Genomic DNA, 16,557 nt, shown 5'->3' with positions numbered 1-16,557 from the left:
ATGGCCGAAGGGCAGGGCAAGACCGCGAAACTCTACCGGATGGTGATGGAACAGCACCTCTGTCCCTTCGGGTTGAAATCGAAAGACCTGCTGGAGCGGCAGGGTTACCACGTCGAAGATCACCACCTCACGACCCGCGAAGAGACCGATGCCTTTATGGCGAAAGAGGGTGTGGAGACCACGCCGCAGACTTTCATCGATGGGGAGCGGATCGGCGGTTACGACGATCTGCGCGTGCATTTAGGTTTGGACAAGCCCAAGGAAAAGCAATCGGACACCAGCTATCAGCCCGTTGTCGCTATTTTCGGCGTGGCCTTCCTGATGGCACTGGGACTCTCTTGGTATGCATTCGGCAACATCTTCACACTTCGGGCTTTCGAGTGGTTCATCTCGATCTCCATGTGTTTCCTTGCCGTTCAGAAGTTGCAGGATATCGAAAGCTTTTCGACGATGTTTCTGAACTACGACCTGCTGGCGCAGCGGTGGGTGCCCTATGGCAAGGTCTATCCGTTCGGGGAAGCGTTGGCGGGTGTTTTGATGACCGCCGGGGCGCTGACCTGGCTCTCGGCCCCCGTGGCGATCGTGATCGGCGCAATTGGCGCGGTTTCGGTCATCAAGGCGGTCTATGTCGACAAACGTGAGCTAAAATGCGCCTGCGTCGGCGGGTCGAGCAATGTCCCACTTGGGTTCGTCTCGCTCACCGAGAACGTCATGATGCTGGGCATGGGGGTCTGGATGCTGCTCAGGGTCTACGGCTGAGCGGAGCGATCCGAGTTTTGGGCCTAGGGATCTGTGGGGGGATCTGGTCGGGCTGAGAGGATTCGAACCTCCGACCCCCTGCTCCCGAAGCAGGTGCGCTACCAGGCTGCGCTACAGCCCGACCGATGTGCAGCGCAATAGCGCAGCTTGGCGGCTTTGGCAATTGGTCAGTTGCAGGGATTTTGCGGGGCGTTTTGGGAACGCGGGTGTAATTGGGGGCGCTGCCCCCGCAGCCTTTGGCTGCTCCCCCGAGGGTATTTGAGAAAGGATGAAGGGGAAGGGGCGGGGCGTGAAACCCCGCCTCGGTTTTTTTAGAGGCTGGCGTCGAGGGCTTTGAGGATGGCGTCGCCCATTTCCTCGGTCGTGATGGGGGTGCCGCCTTCGGGGCCCATCAGGTCGGGGGTGCGGGCGCCATCGGCCAGCGCGCGTTCGACGGCTTTTTCCAGACGTGCGGCTTCTTCGCCTTGGTCGAAAGAGTATCGCAGCGCCATGGCGAAGCTGAGGATACAGGCGATCGGGTTGGCTTTGCCTTGGCCTGCGATGTCGGGGGCGGAGCCATGCACGGGCTCGTAGAGGGCCTTGGGGCGGCCATCGGCATTGGGTGCGCCGAGGCTGGCCGAGGGCAGCATGCCGAGGCTGCCGGTGAGCATGGCGGCGCAGTCGCTGAGGATGTCGCCGAAGAGGTTGTCGGTGACGATCACGTCGAACTGCTTGGGTGCGCGCACGAGCTGCATGGCGCCGTTGTCGGCATACATATGGCTGAGTTCGACATCCGGGTATTCGGCGTCGCGCACCCGTTGGGTGACTTCGCGCCACAGGATGCCGCTTTCCATGACGTTGGCTTTTTCCATGGAGCAGACTTTGTTGCCGCGGCGGCGGGCGAGTTCAAAAGCGGAGCGGGCGACACGCTCGATCTCGCTTTCGGTGTAGCGCTGCGTGTTGATGCCGACGCGTTCGTTGCCTTCCTCGAAGATGCCGCGCGGTTCGCCGAAATAGACGCCGGAGGTGAGTTCGCGCACGATCATGATGTCGAGGCCCGCGACCACGTCTTTTTTCAGCGAGGAGAAATCGGCCAGCGCGTCAAAGCATTGTGCCGGGCGCAGGTTGGAGAAGAGGTCCATTTCCTTGCGCAGGCGGAGCAGGCCGCGTTCTGGTTTCACGGAGAAGTCGAGGTCGTCGTATTTTGGGCCGCCAACGGCGCCCAGCAGCACGGCGTCGACTTCGAGGGCGCGGGCCATCGTGTCATCATGCAGCGGGGTGCCGTGTTTGTCATAGGCTGCACCGCCGACCAGATCATGCTCTACATCGAAGGCCAGATCGCGCTTTTCGCCGAACCAGTCGATGATGCGCGTGACCTGCGCCATGACCTCGGGGCCGATGCCGTCGCCGGGGAGGATGAGCAAGGATGGGTTGGCCATGGGAAACTCCTGAAAATACGGTTGGAGATTGGGTAGCCTGCGGGTTCCGGAGGGTCAAGATAGGGGGCGTTAGCGGGTGAGGTCGACCCAGACGAGGGCATGGCGGCTCGCGCTCTCACCCTCTGGCCAGATGAGGCCAGCGTCACTGACTTCCCAGTGGCGGGAGGGTAGGATGTAGTCGACCCGCATCGGGCCGGTTTGGGGCCAGTTGACCGTGGGGCGGTGCGGCAGGGGGGCTTGCAGCGCGGGATGGGAGAGGAGGGCGGCAATGGCTTCGCCGCGCCCGTCGCCGCGCTGCGGGTCGAGATTGGCGTCGCCCAGCAGGACGAAGGGGAGTGTCGGGGGCGTTCCGATCTTTCCGGCGAGGTGGTGGAGCCAGAAGATGGTTTCGTCATGGTTGCGGCGGCCATTGCGGTCTTCGGGGCCGTCGAAGACCGGCGGGGTGGCGTGGTATGTCAGCAGCGTGACGGGGCCCTCCGGGGTTTGGATCGGCAGGGACCAGTGGCCGTTGGAGGAGAGGCGCTGTGTGGCGTGGGCTTCGGCGCCCGCGAAGGGGGTGCCGTCGATCATCGGGTATAGTGTATCGGGGAGGTCGCGCCAGAGGAGGGTGCTGAAATCTTGGAACCCGCCCTCTTGGATCGGGTGGCGTGAGAGGATCGCCATGGCGCCTTGGCCGAAGAAACGGCCATAGCCTTGGGCGTCACGGGGGGTGCCGAGCTTGCCGTCACCGTCGAGGTCGACCCCGCTTTGGCGGCCTGCATTGGGCGGCGCGGCGAAGCGGTGGGGGTAGGGCGCGCCCGCGGCGGAGAGGGCGTCGGCGAGGGCGTTGAGGGCGGCCTGTTCGAGATCGTAGTCCATGCCTTGTAGCGCGATGATATCGGGATCGGCGCTGGTGATGGTTTCGATCACGGAGGTGACGGCGGGGTCGTCCCCGCGTAGGATGTCGCGCAGGAGCAGGCCTGGCCCTTTGCGCGACAATTCTGTGTTGAAGGTGGCGATGCGCAGCGGTTCGGCCTGCGCGGTGCCGGTCAGCAGGAGCAGCGCCAGCAGGAGGCGGATCAGGCGGCCTGCATATGCGCTTCGGCGTAGGCGCGGCGGCGTTTGTCGTGGATCATCTCGGCCACCCGCCCCATGGCGATGCCGCGCATGATCATACTGGCCGGAAGGAATGCCCATGCGCTTATTGTCCAGATCATGGTTTGATGATTGCTCAGTGAGATTGGATCTAGCAGATCGGCGGTGGCCTTGACCACTGCGGGGATGAAGAAGGGCAGAAGGAAGCCAAGCGCGATGTTGATCCGCGCGTCCCGTTGCAGCCGGTAGAGCACATCGCCCCCAGCGGTGGGGTCGAAAAGTGGCAGGTTTACCCAGACGTTGAAAGCGCCTTGGCGCGCGGGCCAGCCCATGACGCGCACCAGCACCACGAAGGTCGCCAATGCGATGAGCGAGACCAGATAGGCCAGACCCGCCGCTGTGCGGATCAGGTTGACCGCCGCGAGAGGGGCGTCGGCGGGCATCATCAGAACCACGAGGCGCACCGGGGAATAGGGAAAATCAAGCGCATTGCCCAGTATCGTGCCAAGCGCGGTGAGCGCGCCGGTCAGTAGGGTCGGGGCCGTTTGGCCCCGCGCGATAAGCGAGAGGACGAGGATCGTGAAGAGCAGGCTGATGAAGCGCAGCCGATTGAAAGGCGGCGCGTCGCGGAATTCGACGATGCCGGGCTGGCGGGCGTTGTATTCCATGAAGGTCAGGATCGCCGCGATACAGGCGAGCAGCACGGTGATCTGGCTGGATTCCGCATCGGCCCCCGGCAAGAGAAGCGCCGGGATGGCAATCAATAGCGCCACCAATAGGCCACGCGTCGCCGCGCCTGTCATTCGTCCGATCACTGCTCTGCCCTTTCAAACTGGCCAGCCGCGATACGATGCCGCGTGCTTGTTCCAACTTGATGCCCCCGGTTGATGGGGTGTGCCTCATTCTGGTCCAATTTTTGCCTTCTTTCCGCACATGCCTCAAGGCTCCGCAGAGAGAAGAGCAGGATACTGGGGTATTTTGAGGGAGGGGGTGGTGCCTTCTTGCATCAATTCCGTGGCGGTTTGATGGCAGGCGGCAACATCTTGTGGGCGCGCGGTTTGCGCCCACAAGTTTGATCATGCAGGCCGGGCGTTAGACCCAAGGGCGGCTTTGGCCCAGCGAATCCTCATAGCTGTCAATCGCGGCACCTTTTTCGAGCGTGAGGCCGATGTCGTCCAGCCCGTTGAGAAGGCAGTGCTTTTTGAAGGCGTCCACTTCGAAGGGGAATGTCTCACCATCTGAGGTGGTCACGGTCTGGCCTTCCAGGTCGATGGTCATCCGCGCGTTCGATCCCTTTTCGGCGTCTTTCATCAGCACGTCGACCTGCTCTTGCGGCAGGGCGATCGGCAGGATGCCGTTCTTGAAGCAGTTGTTGTAAAAGATGTCGGCGAAGCTGGGTGCGATGACGCAGCGGATGCCGAAATCAAGGATCGCCCAAGGCGCATGTTCGCGCGACGAGCCGCAGCCGAAGTTGTCGCCCGCCACGAGGATCTGCGCGTCGCGATATTGCGGTTGGTTCAGCACGAAATCGGGGATTTCGTTGCCTTCGCGGTCATAGCGCATTTCGTCGAACAGGTTCACGCCAAGGCCGGAGCGTTTGATCGTCTTGAGAAAGACCTTGGGGATGATCATGTCGGTGTCGATGTTCACCAACGGCATGGGGGCCGCGGTGCCGGTGATTTCTGTAAACTTTTCCATCGGGGTATCCTTCGGAGAGTGCGGGAACCGCGCTGCTGAACGGCGCGTTCTAAGCAAATGGGGTATCAAGAGGGCATGGCATGTCGTACCAAACCGGCACGAAGGTGGAATGGGACTGGGGCAATGGCACCGGGACCGGCAAGATCGTCAAGAAATACACGCAGAAGATCACGCTGAAGCTGCAGGGCAGCGAGGTGACCCGCAAGGCGAGCGATGACGAACCGGCCTATAAGATCGAACAGAACGACGGCAGCGAAGTGCTGAAGTCCGGCAGCGAGCTGCGCAAGGCCGACTGAGCCCTGCGCAACGCGCCCGGTATCCATCCCCCGGTCGCTCACGCCAGTTCGCGCAGGTCGGTCAGGTGACCGGTGAGTGCGGCGGCGGCGGCCATGCCGGGTGACACGAGATGCGTGCGGCCCTTATAGCCCTGACGCCCCTCGAAGTTGCGGTTCGACGTGGCCGCGCAGCGTTCGCCGGGGGCGAGCTGGTCGGGGTTCATCGCCAGACACATGGAGCAGCCCGCCAGACGCCATTCAAAACCGGCCTCGCGGAAAATATCCGCCAGCCCTTCCTCCTCGGCCTGTGCCCGGACGAGGCCGGAGCCGGGCACCACCATGGCGCGCAGACCGTCCTTGATCTTCTTGCCCTTCAGCACTTCGGCAGCGGCGCGCAGGTCTTCGATGCGGCCATTGGTGCAGGAGCCGATGAAGACGGTGTCGATCTCGATATCGGTGAGCTTTTGACCCGGTTTCAGGTCCATATACTCCAGCGCACGTTTCACCGCGTCGACCTTGCCGCCCTTGAAGTCTTCGGGCGAGGGGACCGTCGCGTCGATCGGCAGCACGTCTTCGGGCGAGGTGCCCCACGTGACGACCGGTGCGATGTCTTCGCCCTTGAGCGTCACGACCTTGTCCCAATGGGCGTCCTCGTCAGAGAAGAGGGTTTTCCACCAGTCCATCGCCGCTTCCCACTGTGCGCCTTTCGGAGCGTGGGGGCGGCCCTTGCAGTATTCGAATGTCTTTTCGTCCGGCGCGATGAGGCCAGCGCGTGCGCCGCCCTCAATCGCCATGTTGCAGACGGTCATGCGGCCTTCCATCGACAGGTCGCGGATCGCCTCGCCACAGTATTCGATGACATAGCCGGTGCCGCCCGCGGTGCCGGTGGCGCCGATGACGGAAAGGGTGATGTCCTTGGCCGTGACACCGGGGCGCAGCTTGCCGGTGATCTCGACTTTCATGTTCTTGCCCTTGCGCTGGATCAGCGTCTGGGTGGCAAGGACGTGCTCAACCTCGGAGGTGCCGATGCCGTGGGCCAACGCGCCGAAAGCGCCGTGGGTCGCGGTGTGGCTATCGCCGCAGACGACGGTCATGCCGGGCAGGGTCCAGCCCTGTTCGGGGCCAACGATATGCACGATGCCTTGCCGCACGTCCGACACCGGGTAGTAATGCACGCCGAATTCCCGCGCGTTCTTGTCGAGGGCGGAGACCTGAATGCGGCTGTCTTCGGTCATCGCCTCGGGGTCTTCGCGGCCCTCGGTGGTGGGCACGTTGTGATCCGGCACGGCGATGGTCTTGTCCGGTGCGCGCACCGTGCGGCCCGACATGCGCAGCCCTTCAAAGGCCTGCGGGCTGGTCACTTCGTGCACCAGATGGCGATCGATATAGAGCAGGCACGTGCCGTCATCGGCTTCGTGGACGACATGGGCGTCCCAGATTTTATCGTAAAGCGTCTTGGGGGACATGATGGTCCTCTCCCGTGGTTTGGAATGGCTATGGGTGTGGCTGAGAGGGGTGGCTTATAGTCGCGCCAGAACGCTATGCGTCGCGCCGAAAAAGCGTTCGCGCAGACGCGCACGGTCGCAAAGATCAAACACCAGTATCATGGGGCAAGGGATATAGCGCCTGAGCGAGTCTCGCAAGGTGTCGTGATCGTCTTGGAGGCAAGGGGTGGGCTGCGGGTCGTCTTGCCCCGACGCAAAGCCTGTGCGACCGTGATCCTCCCTAGCTGCAAAGGCCGACCATGATCCCTGAAAGCCACCCGTTTTCGAACTTCCTGCTGTCGCTTCAGGCTCTGTTCGACGGGGTGCTCGGCTTTGGGGAAAGCATTCTGAGCCCCGGTTGGCGGCAAAACCAAATTCTGATCCTGCTGGCCTTGGTGGCGTTGGCGTGGGTGTTGCACCGGGTCACCGGCGTGATGTTGCAAAACTGGGTCCGCTCGCGCGAAGGCTGGTCCAAGTGGCAATTGCGCGTGGTGGTGCAGGTCAAACGGCGCTTGGGGCTGATCTGGTTCGCTTTGTCGGCGGGGCTGCTCTATCAGGTGATGCAGAATGTGACATGGCCCTCGCGGTCCTATCTCATCGGATTGGCGGCGACGCTGGCGGCGATCTATGTGGGCATCGCTTTCGCCGCGCGTCTGGTGCGCAACCGACCCTTGCGCCGCATGGTGACATGGGGGCTGTGGATCTACGCCACGCTCTACATGCTGAACGTCGCCGATGATGTGGCCTTGTTTCTGGACGGCGTCGCGCTGACTGTGGGCGAATTCCGCCTTTCGGTGCTGACCATTCTGACCGCGCTGGTGGTTGTCGGCGCGCTTTTAACCATGGCGCGGCTGGTCAGCACAACCACCGCCGCGACGATCCGCAAGAACGAAGACATCAGCCCTTCCATGCAGGTGCTGGCCGTGAAGGGGGTGCAAATCCTGCTCTACGGGCTCGCGTTCTTCATCGGTGTGCGGGCGGTGGGGATTGACCTGACCGGGCTTGCGGTACTGTCGGGCGCAATCGGTGTGGGCCTTGGTTTCGGTCTGCAAAAGGTGGTGTCAAACCTCGTCTCGGGCGTGATCATCCTGCTCGACAAGTCGATCAAACCCGGCGATGTGATCAGTCTGGGCGAGACCTTTGGCTGGATCCAAACGCTCGGCGCGCGCTATGCATCTGTGGTGACGCGGGATGGCAAGGAATACCTGATCCCGAACGAAGACCTGATCACCGGGCAGGTGGTGAACTGGTCCCACTCCAATGACTTTGTGCGGCTCGATATCTATTTCGGCACGGCCTATTCCGACGATCCGCATCTGGTGCGCAAACTGGCGGTGGAGGCGGCCAAGGGCGTCGACCGGGTGCTGAGCTACAAGGCGCCGGTTTGCCATATCGTGGGCTTTGGCGATTCGTCGGTGGATTACATCCTGCGCTTCTGGATCAAGGATCCGACCGGCGGGCTGACCAATATTCGCGGCAATGTCTATCTGGCGCTTTGGGATGCCTTCAAGGAACACGGCATCTCCATCCCCTTCCCGCAGCGCGAGGTAAAAGTCATCGAAGACAGTCAACTGGCCCTGTCGCGCGCCGCGGCATCGCGGGATATGCCTGAGTGAGCGGGGATTTGCGCCGTGGTTAACGCTATGGCTACGCGATCCATTGAAAAATAAACCCCGTGTCGCTAAATTGGGGCTGCTCGGCACCGGGGCAAGCGTTCAGCATTGATGGTGCTATTTACGAAGGAGGACAATGTCCTGTCTCTTAACGTTGACGCAGCGCAGGCTGCTGACCATGGGGCTGCAATGACTGCCGCCTCGCAAATCGCAACCAGCGACGACCTGCTGGCGCTTATCCTTTCCTCGCTGAATGACGACAAGGCCGAAGATATCGTGCAGATCGATCTGCGCGGCAAGACGGCCATCGGCGACTATATGGTGATCTGCTCGGGCCGCTCCACGCGGCAGGTTTCGGCGATCTCGGAAAAGCTGGCGCAGGCCGTCAAAGACGCCACCGGACGCACGTCCAAGATGGAAGGCCGCGAAACCGGCGACTGGGTCTTGATCGACACAGGCGACGTTGTCGTGCACGTCTTCCGGCCCGAAGTGCGTGAGTTCTACCAGCTTGAAAAGATGTGGCTGGGCGGCGACGACGCGGCCACAGCGGCACCGCACTGATCCCGCTTTGCGGGCCTAGGTCATGCGGGTTAACATCTGTGCCATGGGCCGGCTTCGCGCCGGTCCGGAAAAATTCCTTGTCGATGATTATCTGACCCGGTTCGACCGGACCGGGCGCGGTCTGGGCCTTGGCCCCGCGCGCGTGGTCGAGATGGAAGACAAGAAGAACGGCGGCATGGCCGCCGAAGCCGTGCTGTTACGGCGGGCGATCCCCAAAGGGGCGGTGATCTGCGTGCTGGATGAGCGTGGCAAGGTCGAAACCTCCCCCGCATTTGCCGAACGGCTTGGCAATTGGCGTGACGCCGGGCGGGGGGATTTGGCCTTCGTCATCGGCGGGGCCGATGGCATCGACCCCAGCCTGCGGGCAGAGGCGGATCATGCCCTCTCTTTTGGCAAGATGGTCTGGCCGCATATGCTGGTGCGGGTCATGCTGGCCGAACAGCTTTACCGCGCCGCCGCGATCCTCTCGGGCGGGCCTTACCACCGGGTCTGAAAGGGCGCAGGTCAGGGCAGCGGGATCGTCACCAATTCCGAAGACCAGCCACTGACACTGTCGCGCGCTTGAATGCTGACCTCTGTCATCCCCTCGGGGATGCGCACGCCAGAAAGCGAGCGGGTGAAGGGCTGCTCTTTCACATGCGGATGTGCCAGATTGCGGGTGCCCAAGGGTTTCCCATCGGGGTCCAGAATACGCCAAGCGTCGGCATAGTGGTCCCAGCCACTGTCGTTGTGCCGGATGGTGACGTCAAACTTCCACAAATCGCCCTGTCGATCGACCGTGACATTCAAAATGGCGGGCGGATCGGCGAAACCCGGCGCGGCAAAGGCCAAAAAGGCGAGAATGAGGCTACGTTTGAACATGGGACACCAATAAAACAACGAACTGAATATAGCGCATTTCGGAAAGGTTCCAAGGTAGGCGGAAGTTGGGCCCGGTGCAATTCACCCTGAAGCCGCAATTTAGTGGTGCAATTGCACCAGGCGCGCGGCAAACTGGCCAAACCCGCGCCATAGGCTCTATGCTGCGGGCCAGAGGAGGGACCGCAATGCAGATGCCAACACCCGATGCCGGGATCATTGCGCGCAAGGCGCGGGTCGTGGCGCGGCTGCGCGCGGCGCTGCCCGGCACCGCCGTGATCGACGATGCACATGAGACTCGCGCCTATGAATGCGACGCGCTGACGGCCTATAAATGCCCCCCTCTGGCCGTGACCCTGCCTGCCAGCACCGAAGAAGTCTCGTCCATTCTGGCGATCTGCCACGAAGAGGGCGTGCCGGTGGTGCCGCGCGGCTCGGGCACCTCGCTTGCCGGTGGGGCTTTGCCCACTGCCGATAGCGTGGTGCTGGGGGTGGCGCGCATGGCCGAGGTGCTTGAGGTCGATTGCGACAACCGTCTGATGCGCGTGCAGACCGGGCGCACCAACCTCAGCGTCACCGGCGCGGTGGAGGAAGACGGCTTTTTCTACGCGCCCGACCCCTCCAGCCAGTTGGCCTGTGCCATCGCGGGCAATATCGCGATGAACTCGGGCGGGGCGCATTGTCTGAAATACGGGGTCACCACCAACAATCTCTTGGGCGTCACCATGGTGATGATGGACGGCGAAGTGGTCGAGATCGGCGGCGGCTATATGGACGCGGGCGGGCTGGACCTGTTGGGCGTGATTTGCGGCTCCGAAGGACAGTTGGGGGTGGTGACCGAAGCCACCCTGCGCATCCTGCCCAAACCCGAAGGCGCGCGGCCCGTGCTCATGGGCTTCGACGACAACGCCGTCGCCGGGGCCTGTGTCAGCGACATCATCAAGGCGGGCGTCTTGCCCGTGGCGATCGAATTCATGGACCGCCCCTGCATCGAGGCGACGGAGGCTTTCGCCCATGCGGGCTACCCAATGTGCGAGGCGCTGCTGATTGTCGAGGTCGAAGGCTCGGATGCCGAGATCGACCACCAGCTCGCCCTGATCACCGAGATTGCCCGCCGTCACAACCCGGTGGAACTGCGCGAAAGCACCAGCGCCGAGGAAAGCGCCGCGATCTGGCTGGGCCGCAAGTCCGCCTTTGGTGCGATGGGGCAGATCAACGACTACATGTGCCTTGATGGCACCATCCCGGTGAATGAGCTGCCCATGGTGCTGCGCCGGATCGGTGAGATGTCCGATGACTATGGTCTCAAGGTCGGCAATGTTTTTCACGCGGGCGACGGCAATATGCACCCGCTGATCCTGTTTGACGCCAACAAACCCGGCGATCTGGAGAAATGCGAGGCCTTTGGCGCCGACATCCTGCGGCTCTGCGTCGAAGCGGGCGGTTGCCTGACCGGGGAGCATGGGGTCGGGATCGAAAAGCGCGATCTGATGCATGAGCAATACGCCCCCGCGGATCTTGAGGCGCAATTGATGGTGAAGGATGTCTTTGACCCGGCATGGCTGCTGAACCCGGCCAAGGTCTTCCCCCTCGATGTGACGGAAGGGCGGCGCGGCAGCGGCGCGTCGGTGGCGGCGTGACGGTGACTTCCGAGGCGGAGCTGGTCGAGGCGATCCGTGGCGCAGAGGCGCCCCTCTCCCTGCGGGGCGGCGATACGCGCGGCATGGCAGGGCCGGGCGCGGCGCTGTCGCTTGCCGGTCTGCGGGGGATCACCCTTTACGAGCCGGGCGCGCTGACGCTGGTCGCGCAGGCGGGCACGCCGGTCTCCGAGATTGAGGCCGCTTTGGCCGCCGAGGGGCAGCGGCTGGCCTTTGAGCCGATGGACCACCGCGCGCTCATGGGCCGCAGTGGCACGCCGACCATCGGCGGGGTCTTTGCCGCAAATGTCAGCGGCCCGCGGCGGCTTGCTGTTGGGGCGGCGCGGGATTTTCTCTTGGGGGTGCGGTTCGTCGATGGGCAGGGGGTCATCATCAAGAATGGGGGCCGGGTGATGAAGAACGTCACCGGCTATGATCTGGTCAAGCTGATGGCCGGGTCGCAGGGCACCTTGGGCGCGCTGACCGAAGTCTCGCTGAAGGTGCTCCCTAAACCTGAAACCAGCGCGACGCTCGTGCTGTCCGGGCTGGATGATCCCGCCGCCATCGCCGCGATGGCGCTGGCCATGCGCAGCCCCTTCGAGGTGACCGGCGCGGCCCATGACCCGGCGCAGGGGCGGACGGTCCTGCGGTTGGAGGGGTTCGAGACCTCGGTCACCTACCGGATCGGGCGGTTGAAGGATTTGCTTGCCGCCACGGGGGGCGAGATCGAGGTGCTTGCAGAAGGTAGCTCAGAGACCCTCTGGCGGGATCTGCGAGATGTGGCACCTTTCCATGGGTTGGCGGGCGATGTCTGGCGCCTGCATTGCCGCCCGACCGAGGCCCCGGCGCTTGCAGCAAAGGCCGGGGCGGAGGCGCGGCTCTATGATTGGGCCGGGGGGCTGCTATGGCTGCGCATGGCCCCCGGCACGGACCTGCGCGCCCGCTTGGGGCGGTATGACGGCCACGCGACCTTGCTGCGGGCGGAGGCGGCGGGGACGCTGCCACGACAGGAACCCGAAGCCCCGGGGGTGGCGCGGTTGACGGCGGGGCTTAGGGCCAAGTTCGACCCCCGTGGCCTGTTCAAAGCCGAAGCCTTGGCCCAGAGCGCATGACTTTGGTGCTGGTTTTCCTCATCGTCTTTCTGATCGGCCCGTTTCTGTTCAAGGCGCTGATCGCCGTGCCGCCTTCGCTCAGGGTCATCCGCGCCTTGGCGGCGATGGTGCTGGCGACCTTTCTCATCGCGCTTGCCCTACGCTATGGTCTGCTGCGCTATTGGGGTGACAGCGCTTGGCTGTTGGGGGTCATCGCCTTGGCGCTCTGGGCCGCTTGGATTGGGGTGATCGCGCTGGTGGTCCAAGCGCTGCGCCGGGCCGATCCGCGCCCGGCGATGCGCCGGTGGAGCGGGGTTTTGGGAGCCGTGGGCACGACAGTGCCGTGGTTCGGCCTCGTCCTCGCCAATCTGATGCGCAGCACATAGGAACGGAGCCGCCATGCAAACCACCTTTACCCCTGAGCAGTTGCAGGATCCTGACACGCAGCGCAGCAATGAGATTCTGCGCGCCTGTGTGCACTGCGGCTTCTGCACGGCGACCTGCCCGACCTATCAGGTCTTGGGCGATGAGTTGGACAGCCCGCGCGGACGCATCTACCTGATCAAGGACATGCTGGAGAACGACCGCGACCCGGACCCGAAAACGGTTCAGCATATCGACCGCTGCCTGTCTTGCCTCGCTTGTATGACGACCTGCCCCTCGGGGGTGCATTACATGCATCTGGTCGATCACGCCCGCGCCTATATCGAAGAACGCTACAAGCGCCCCATGGGCGAACGCGCCCTGCGCTGGATGCTGGCGCGGATTCTGCCCTATCCCACACGCTTTCGGCTTGCGCTGCTCGGGGCCAAGATCGGGCGGCCTTTTGCCCGGCTGATGCCCGACGCGCGGCTGCGCGCCATGCTGGAGATGGCGCCCAAGACGGTCCCCCCGGTCAGCCGCAACGACGACCCGCAGAGCTTTCCGGCTAAGGGCAAGCCGCTGCGCCGGGTGGCCCTGATGACCGGCTGCGCCCAAAAGGCGCTGAACACCGATATCAACGATGCCACGATCCGGCTGCTAACCCGCGCGGGCTGTGAGGTGGTGGTGGCCCAAGGGGCGGGCTGTTGCGGCGCGCTGACCCATCACATGGGCAAGACCGATGAGAGCCACGCCCACGCCGCCCGCAACATCCGCGCATGGCGGGCCGAGATGGACGGCGAGGGGCTGGATGCCATTGTGATCAACACCTCGGGCTGCGGCACCACGGTCAAGGATTACGGCCATATGTTCCGCAATGACCCGTTGGCAGAGGATGCGGCGCGGGTTTCGGCCCTTGCAAAGGATGTGACGGAACTGCTGGCAGAGCTCGACTTGCCCTTCGCCGAACCGGCAGCGCCGGGCATGGTCGTCGCCTATCACGCGGCCTGCTCGCTGCAGCATGGGCAACAGATCAAGGCCGTGCCGAAGACCCTGCTGAAACAGGCGGGATACACGGTGGTGGAACCGGCGGACAGTCACCTCTGCTGCGGCTCGGCGGGCACCTATAACCTGATGCAGCCCGAGATTTCGGCCAAGCTGAAAGAGCGCAAGATCAAGACCTTGGAGGCCAAATCACCGGATGTGATCGCGGCGGGCAATATCGGCTGCATGATGCAGATCGGATCGGGCACCGGGGTGCCGGTGGTGCATAGCGTCGAACTGCTCGATTGGGCCTGCGGTGGGCCAAAACCACCCGCGCTCAGCCGCGATCCCGACGCGCCTGCGCAGGTGCCGCGTTTGCGTTAAGCCTCCGCCGTATTTTCGCCGCAACTCCCCTATATCCGCCAAGTAAACATGGTTTTGAGGTGCATTTTGCGACAATTGTTGGCGGCTATCTTCGGCGTCTTTACCTTTGCCTCGGCAGCGCTGGCCCAAGACAGCGCGCTCAAAGCGCTCGACAACGGTGTGGATGCTGCCGCGTGGGAGGCGGTGGGCCGTCTCGACATCGGTGGGACCGGCTTTTGCACCGGCACGCTGATCGCTCCGCGTCTGGTGCTGACCGCCGCGCATTGCCTGTTTGACCGCGAAACCAAGGCCCGGATCGACCATGGTGAGGTGCAATTCCTCGCCGGTTGGCGCAATGGCCGCGCCGGGGCCTACCGCGACATTCGCCGCGCTGTGGTGCATCCTGATTACGTCTATGACGGAGAGGTCTCCTCGGGCCGGGTGCGCAATGATCTGGCGCTTCTGGAACTCTCCCGCCCGATCCGCAACACCACCATCCGCCCCTTCGGCACCGCCGCGCGTCCGCGCCCCGGCGACCGTGTGGGCGTGGTCAGCTATGCCCGCGACCGGGCCGAGGCACCGTCCCTGCAAGAGGTCTGCAAGGTGCTGGCCCAGCAAGAGGGGGTCTTGGTGACCTCCTGCGCGGTCGATTTCGGCTCAAGCGGGGCGCCGATTTTTAGTTTCGTCGCAGGCGAGGCGCATATCGTCTCTGTCGTTTCGGCCAAGGCCGAGGTCGAGGGCGCGCAGGTCTCGCTCGGCACGGCGCTTGGCGCGCCTTTGGCGCTGCTGCAAGCGGAGCTGGTGGCGGGCAAGGGCGTGTTTCTGGATTCCAACCCCGCAGGCAAGCGCATTCGCGTCGGCGAAGAGCGCGGCACCGGGGCGAAATTCATCCGCCCGTAATTCTGCGCGGCAGGACTTGAAAGCGCGCAACCCCTTTCCCACATGAGCTTTGCCGAGGTGCCTCAATAGGGCTTCGGCGCTTGAAAAACCGGGTCTGTCCAATGGTGGAAGGCCCGATATGTCAATCGCTCACTGATGAGGATGAACACATGCGTAGCTTTGATTTCGCACCCCTTTACCGCTCCAGCGTTGGTTTCGACCAGATCGCCAACATGATGGACCGGGTTCTGACAAATGATGGGGCCACCCCCAGCTATCCCCCCTACAATATCGAAAAGCTCGACAACGATGCCTATCGCATCTCGATCGCCGTCGCCGGTTTCTCGGACAGCGACCTGAGCGTCGAAGTGCGTGAGAAGGCGTTGATCGTTTCGGCCCGCAAGGCGGATGAGGATGAGGCCAAGACCTATCTGCACCGTGGCATCGCCACCCGCGCCTTTGAGCGTCGCTTCCATCTGGCGGACCACGTTCAGGTCATCGGCGCGGCCCATGCCAATGGCATGCTGCATATCGAGCTTGAGCGTCAGGTGCCCGAGGCCCTGAAACCGCGTCAGATCACCATCTCTTCCGAGGTGAAGGCGATCGACAAGGACGTGGTTGACGCCAAATCCGTGAACTAAGCGCAACCGTTCCAGCGCTTTGCGAAGGCCCGCTTTTGGCGGGCCTTTTTTGTGGGCGGTCGCCTCCCAAGCTCGACCCTTTCGTGGGTGAATATCTGCCGAAGCTTGCGGGCGAAAACGGCGGCTTTCTGCTGCGCGGGGGGCAGGGTGAAACCAAGTAAAAGCTGTCGGGTTGAGTGGGGGACCGGGCAGGCGTGCCCGGACAACAGCGTGCAGAGTACCGCACGCGCAATGAAAGGAAGAACCATGACGACCTATGCAAATTCCCTACGCAAGCTTTCCCTGACGACGGCTGTCGCCGCTCTTATGGCGGCCCCAGTCGCCGCACAGACGCTGGACGCGGGTGTCGGCACCGATGCGACCGCCGATCTGGCGGGCACGGAACTGGACACCACAGCCGGGGCCGAGGCGAATGGCACCCTGACCACCGAACAGTCCATCGACCAAACCGCGACCTCGGACATTGATACGGATGCCGATATCGCACTGGATGGCAGCACCGTGGCTGTCGCCTCAGATGATACGGTCATCGGCACCATCTCGAACGCAGAGCCGCAAGCGGACGGTTCCATGCGCTATTCCATCGATCTGGCCGACGAATTCGCCGCCGATAGCGACCGTGCGGTCGTGCAGATCGACCAAGATGTCGACGCCGATGGCCAGCTGCTCATCGGCATGACGGGCGAAGAATTCGCCGCGGCCCTGTCCCAGCAAGTGAATGCGGACGGCGCGGCGCAGACCCGGACCAACTAAGACGGGTCACCCCAGGGCGTATCTCTCCCCCGCCCGAAGGCCGGCAGCATGAAAATGCTGTCGGCTTTTTCGTGTTCGGGCTGGCGGCCATCGGGTTGCAAACTCTCCG

Annotated in this window: 18 protein-coding genes and 1 tRNA gene; 12 read left to right on the top strand and 7 right to left on the bottom strand. The window is 63.4% G+C overall.

Translation table 11 applies throughout. From position 1 onward, the window contains the following. Positions 1 to 759, top strand: a complete 759-nt coding sequence (locus ACGYKA_RS05825) for a MauE/DoxX family redox-associated membrane protein (RefSeq protein ID WP_394408415.1) — start codon at positions 1 to 3, stop codon at positions 757 to 759. Positions 760 to 803: 44 nt separating this feature from the next. Here ACGYKA_RS05825 and ACGYKA_RS05820 read toward each other — a convergent pair. From ACGYKA_RS05820 to leuD, 5 genes are all read right to left on the bottom strand, one after another. Continuing rightward, a tRNA-Pro gene (locus ACGYKA_RS05820) sits at positions 804 to 880 on the bottom strand. 190 nt (positions 881 to 1,070) lie between these two features. Continuing rightward, complete coding sequence (gene leuB, locus ACGYKA_RS05815; protein ID WP_394408417.1) at positions 1,071 to 2,177, bottom strand: 3-isopropylmalate dehydrogenase; 1,107 nt, start codon at positions 2,175 to 2,177, stop codon at positions 1,071 to 1,073. Positions 2,178 to 2,246: 69 nt separating this feature from the next. Then, entirely contained in the window at positions 2,247 to 3,353 is a 1,107-nt protein-coding gene (locus ACGYKA_RS05810; RefSeq protein WP_394408420.1) for an endonuclease/exonuclease/phosphatase family protein, read from the bottom strand. After that, positions 3,236 to 4,066, bottom strand: coding sequence for a hypothetical protein (locus ACGYKA_RS05805; protein ID WP_394408423.1), 831 nt, complete (start codon positions 4,064 to 4,066; stop codon positions 3,236 to 3,238). Before ACGYKA_RS05805 ends, ACGYKA_RS05810 begins: the two co-directional genes overlap by 118 nt. Positions 4,067 to 4,343: 277 nt before the next feature. Continuing rightward, entirely contained in the window at positions 4,344 to 4,949 is a 606-nt protein-coding gene (gene leuD / locus ACGYKA_RS05800; RefSeq protein WP_067268508.1) for a 3-isopropylmalate dehydratase small subunit, read from the bottom strand. Between the two features lie 80 nt (positions 4,950 to 5,029). Between leuD and ACGYKA_RS05795 the strand changes: the two genes are divergently transcribed. Beyond that, the gene (locus ACGYKA_RS05795; protein ID WP_394408426.1) at positions 5,030 to 5,245 is read left to right on the top strand and encodes a DUF2945 domain-containing protein; all 216 of its coding nucleotides are present in this window, start codon (positions 5,030 to 5,032) and stop codon (positions 5,243 to 5,245) included. Positions 5,246 to 5,283: 38 nt separating this feature from the next. On the opposite strand, the gene leuC is transcribed toward ACGYKA_RS05795, so the two are convergent. Further along, entirely contained in the window at positions 5,284 to 6,690 is a 1,407-nt protein-coding gene (gene leuC / locus ACGYKA_RS05790; protein ID WP_067268511.1) for a 3-isopropylmalate dehydratase large subunit, read from the bottom strand. Positions 6,691 to 6,968: 278 nt separating this feature from the next. On the opposite strand from leuC, the gene ACGYKA_RS05785 reads away from it, so the two are divergent. The 3 genes from ACGYKA_RS05785 to rlmH all read left to right on the top strand — a co-directional run bounded on the left by ACGYKA_RS05785 (position 6,969) and on the right by rlmH (position 9,375). Next, positions 6,969 to 8,324: a mechanosensitive ion channel family protein gene (locus ACGYKA_RS05785; protein ID WP_394408429.1), complete on the top strand. Its 1,356-nt coding sequence runs from the start codon at positions 6,969 to 6,971 to the stop codon at positions 8,322 to 8,324. Between the two features lie 186 nt (positions 8,325 to 8,510). Beyond that, the gene (gene rsfS / locus ACGYKA_RS05780) at positions 8,511 to 8,882 is read left to right on the top strand and encodes a ribosome silencing factor (RefSeq protein WP_067268516.1); all 372 of its coding nucleotides are present in this window, start codon (positions 8,511 to 8,513) and stop codon (positions 8,880 to 8,882) included. 22 nt (positions 8,883 to 8,904) lie between these two features. Beyond that, positions 8,905 to 9,375 carry a 23S rRNA (pseudouridine(1915)-N(3))-methyltransferase RlmH gene (gene rlmH / locus ACGYKA_RS05775; RefSeq protein WP_394408432.1) on the top strand — a complete coding sequence of 157 codons (471 nt, stop codon included), beginning with the start codon at positions 8,905 to 8,907 and terminating at the stop codon, positions 9,373 to 9,375. Between the two features lie 11 nt (positions 9,376 to 9,386). Here rlmH and ACGYKA_RS05770 read toward each other — a convergent pair whose 3' ends face one another. Beyond that, a complete protein-coding gene (locus ACGYKA_RS05770; protein ID WP_271692826.1) occupies positions 9,387 to 9,743 on the bottom strand; it encodes a hypothetical protein in 357 nt (118 codons plus the stop codon). Positions 9,744 to 9,928: 185 nt separating this feature from the next. Here ACGYKA_RS05770 and ACGYKA_RS05765 point away from each other — a divergent pair, with 185 nt between their 5' ends. The 7 genes from ACGYKA_RS05765 to ACGYKA_RS05735 all read left to right on the top strand — a co-directional run bounded on the left by ACGYKA_RS05765 (position 9,929) and on the right by ACGYKA_RS05735 (position 16,448). Continuing rightward, positions 9,929 to 11,380 carry an FAD-linked oxidase C-terminal domain-containing protein gene (locus ACGYKA_RS05765; protein WP_394408435.1) on the top strand — a complete coding sequence of 484 codons (1,452 nt, stop codon included), beginning with the start codon at positions 9,929 to 9,931 and terminating at the stop codon, positions 11,378 to 11,380. After that, positions 11,377 to 12,489, top strand: a complete 1,113-nt coding sequence (locus ACGYKA_RS05760) for an FAD-binding protein (protein ID WP_394408438.1) — start codon at positions 11,377 to 11,379, stop codon at positions 12,487 to 12,489. The genes ACGYKA_RS05765 and ACGYKA_RS05760 overlap by 4 nt, the downstream gene beginning before the upstream one ends. Continuing rightward, the gene (locus ACGYKA_RS05755) at positions 12,486 to 12,854 is read left to right on the top strand and encodes a hypothetical protein (protein WP_394408441.1); all 369 of its coding nucleotides are present in this window, start codon (positions 12,486 to 12,488) and stop codon (positions 12,852 to 12,854) included. Before ACGYKA_RS05760 ends, ACGYKA_RS05755 begins: the two co-directional genes overlap by 4 nt. Before the next feature lie 13 nt (positions 12,855 to 12,867). Further along, positions 12,868 to 14,196 (top strand): glycolate oxidase subunit GlcF, encoded by a 1,329-nt coding sequence (gene glcF / locus ACGYKA_RS05750; protein ID WP_394408444.1) that lies wholly within the window; start codon positions 12,868 to 12,870, stop codon positions 14,194 to 14,196. A gap of 48 nt (positions 14,197 to 14,244) precedes the next feature. Continuing rightward, complete coding sequence (locus tag ACGYKA_RS05745) at positions 14,245 to 15,075, top strand: trypsin-like serine peptidase (RefSeq protein WP_394408447.1); 831 nt, start codon at positions 14,245 to 14,247, stop codon at positions 15,073 to 15,075. Between the two features lie 149 nt (positions 15,076 to 15,224). Further along, positions 15,225 to 15,695, top strand: coding sequence for an Hsp20 family protein (locus ACGYKA_RS05740; protein WP_067268529.1), 471 nt, complete (start codon positions 15,225 to 15,227; stop codon positions 15,693 to 15,695). 246 nt (positions 15,696 to 15,941) lie between these two features. Further along, positions 15,942 to 16,448, top strand: coding sequence for a hypothetical protein (locus tag ACGYKA_RS05735; RefSeq protein ID WP_394408450.1), 507 nt, complete (start codon positions 15,942 to 15,944; stop codon positions 16,446 to 16,448). Positions 16,449 to 16,557 lie beyond the last annotated feature (109 nt).

It is taken from the genome of Sulfitobacter sp. 1A15106 (genome assembly GCF_043556995.1).
Classification (GTDB): domain Bacteria; phylum Pseudomonadota; class Alphaproteobacteria; order Rhodobacterales; family Rhodobacteraceae; genus Sulfitobacter; species Sulfitobacter faviae.
Note: the sequence above shows the minus strand (reverse complement) of the source record. Positions and strands in the feature narration are given on the sequence as shown.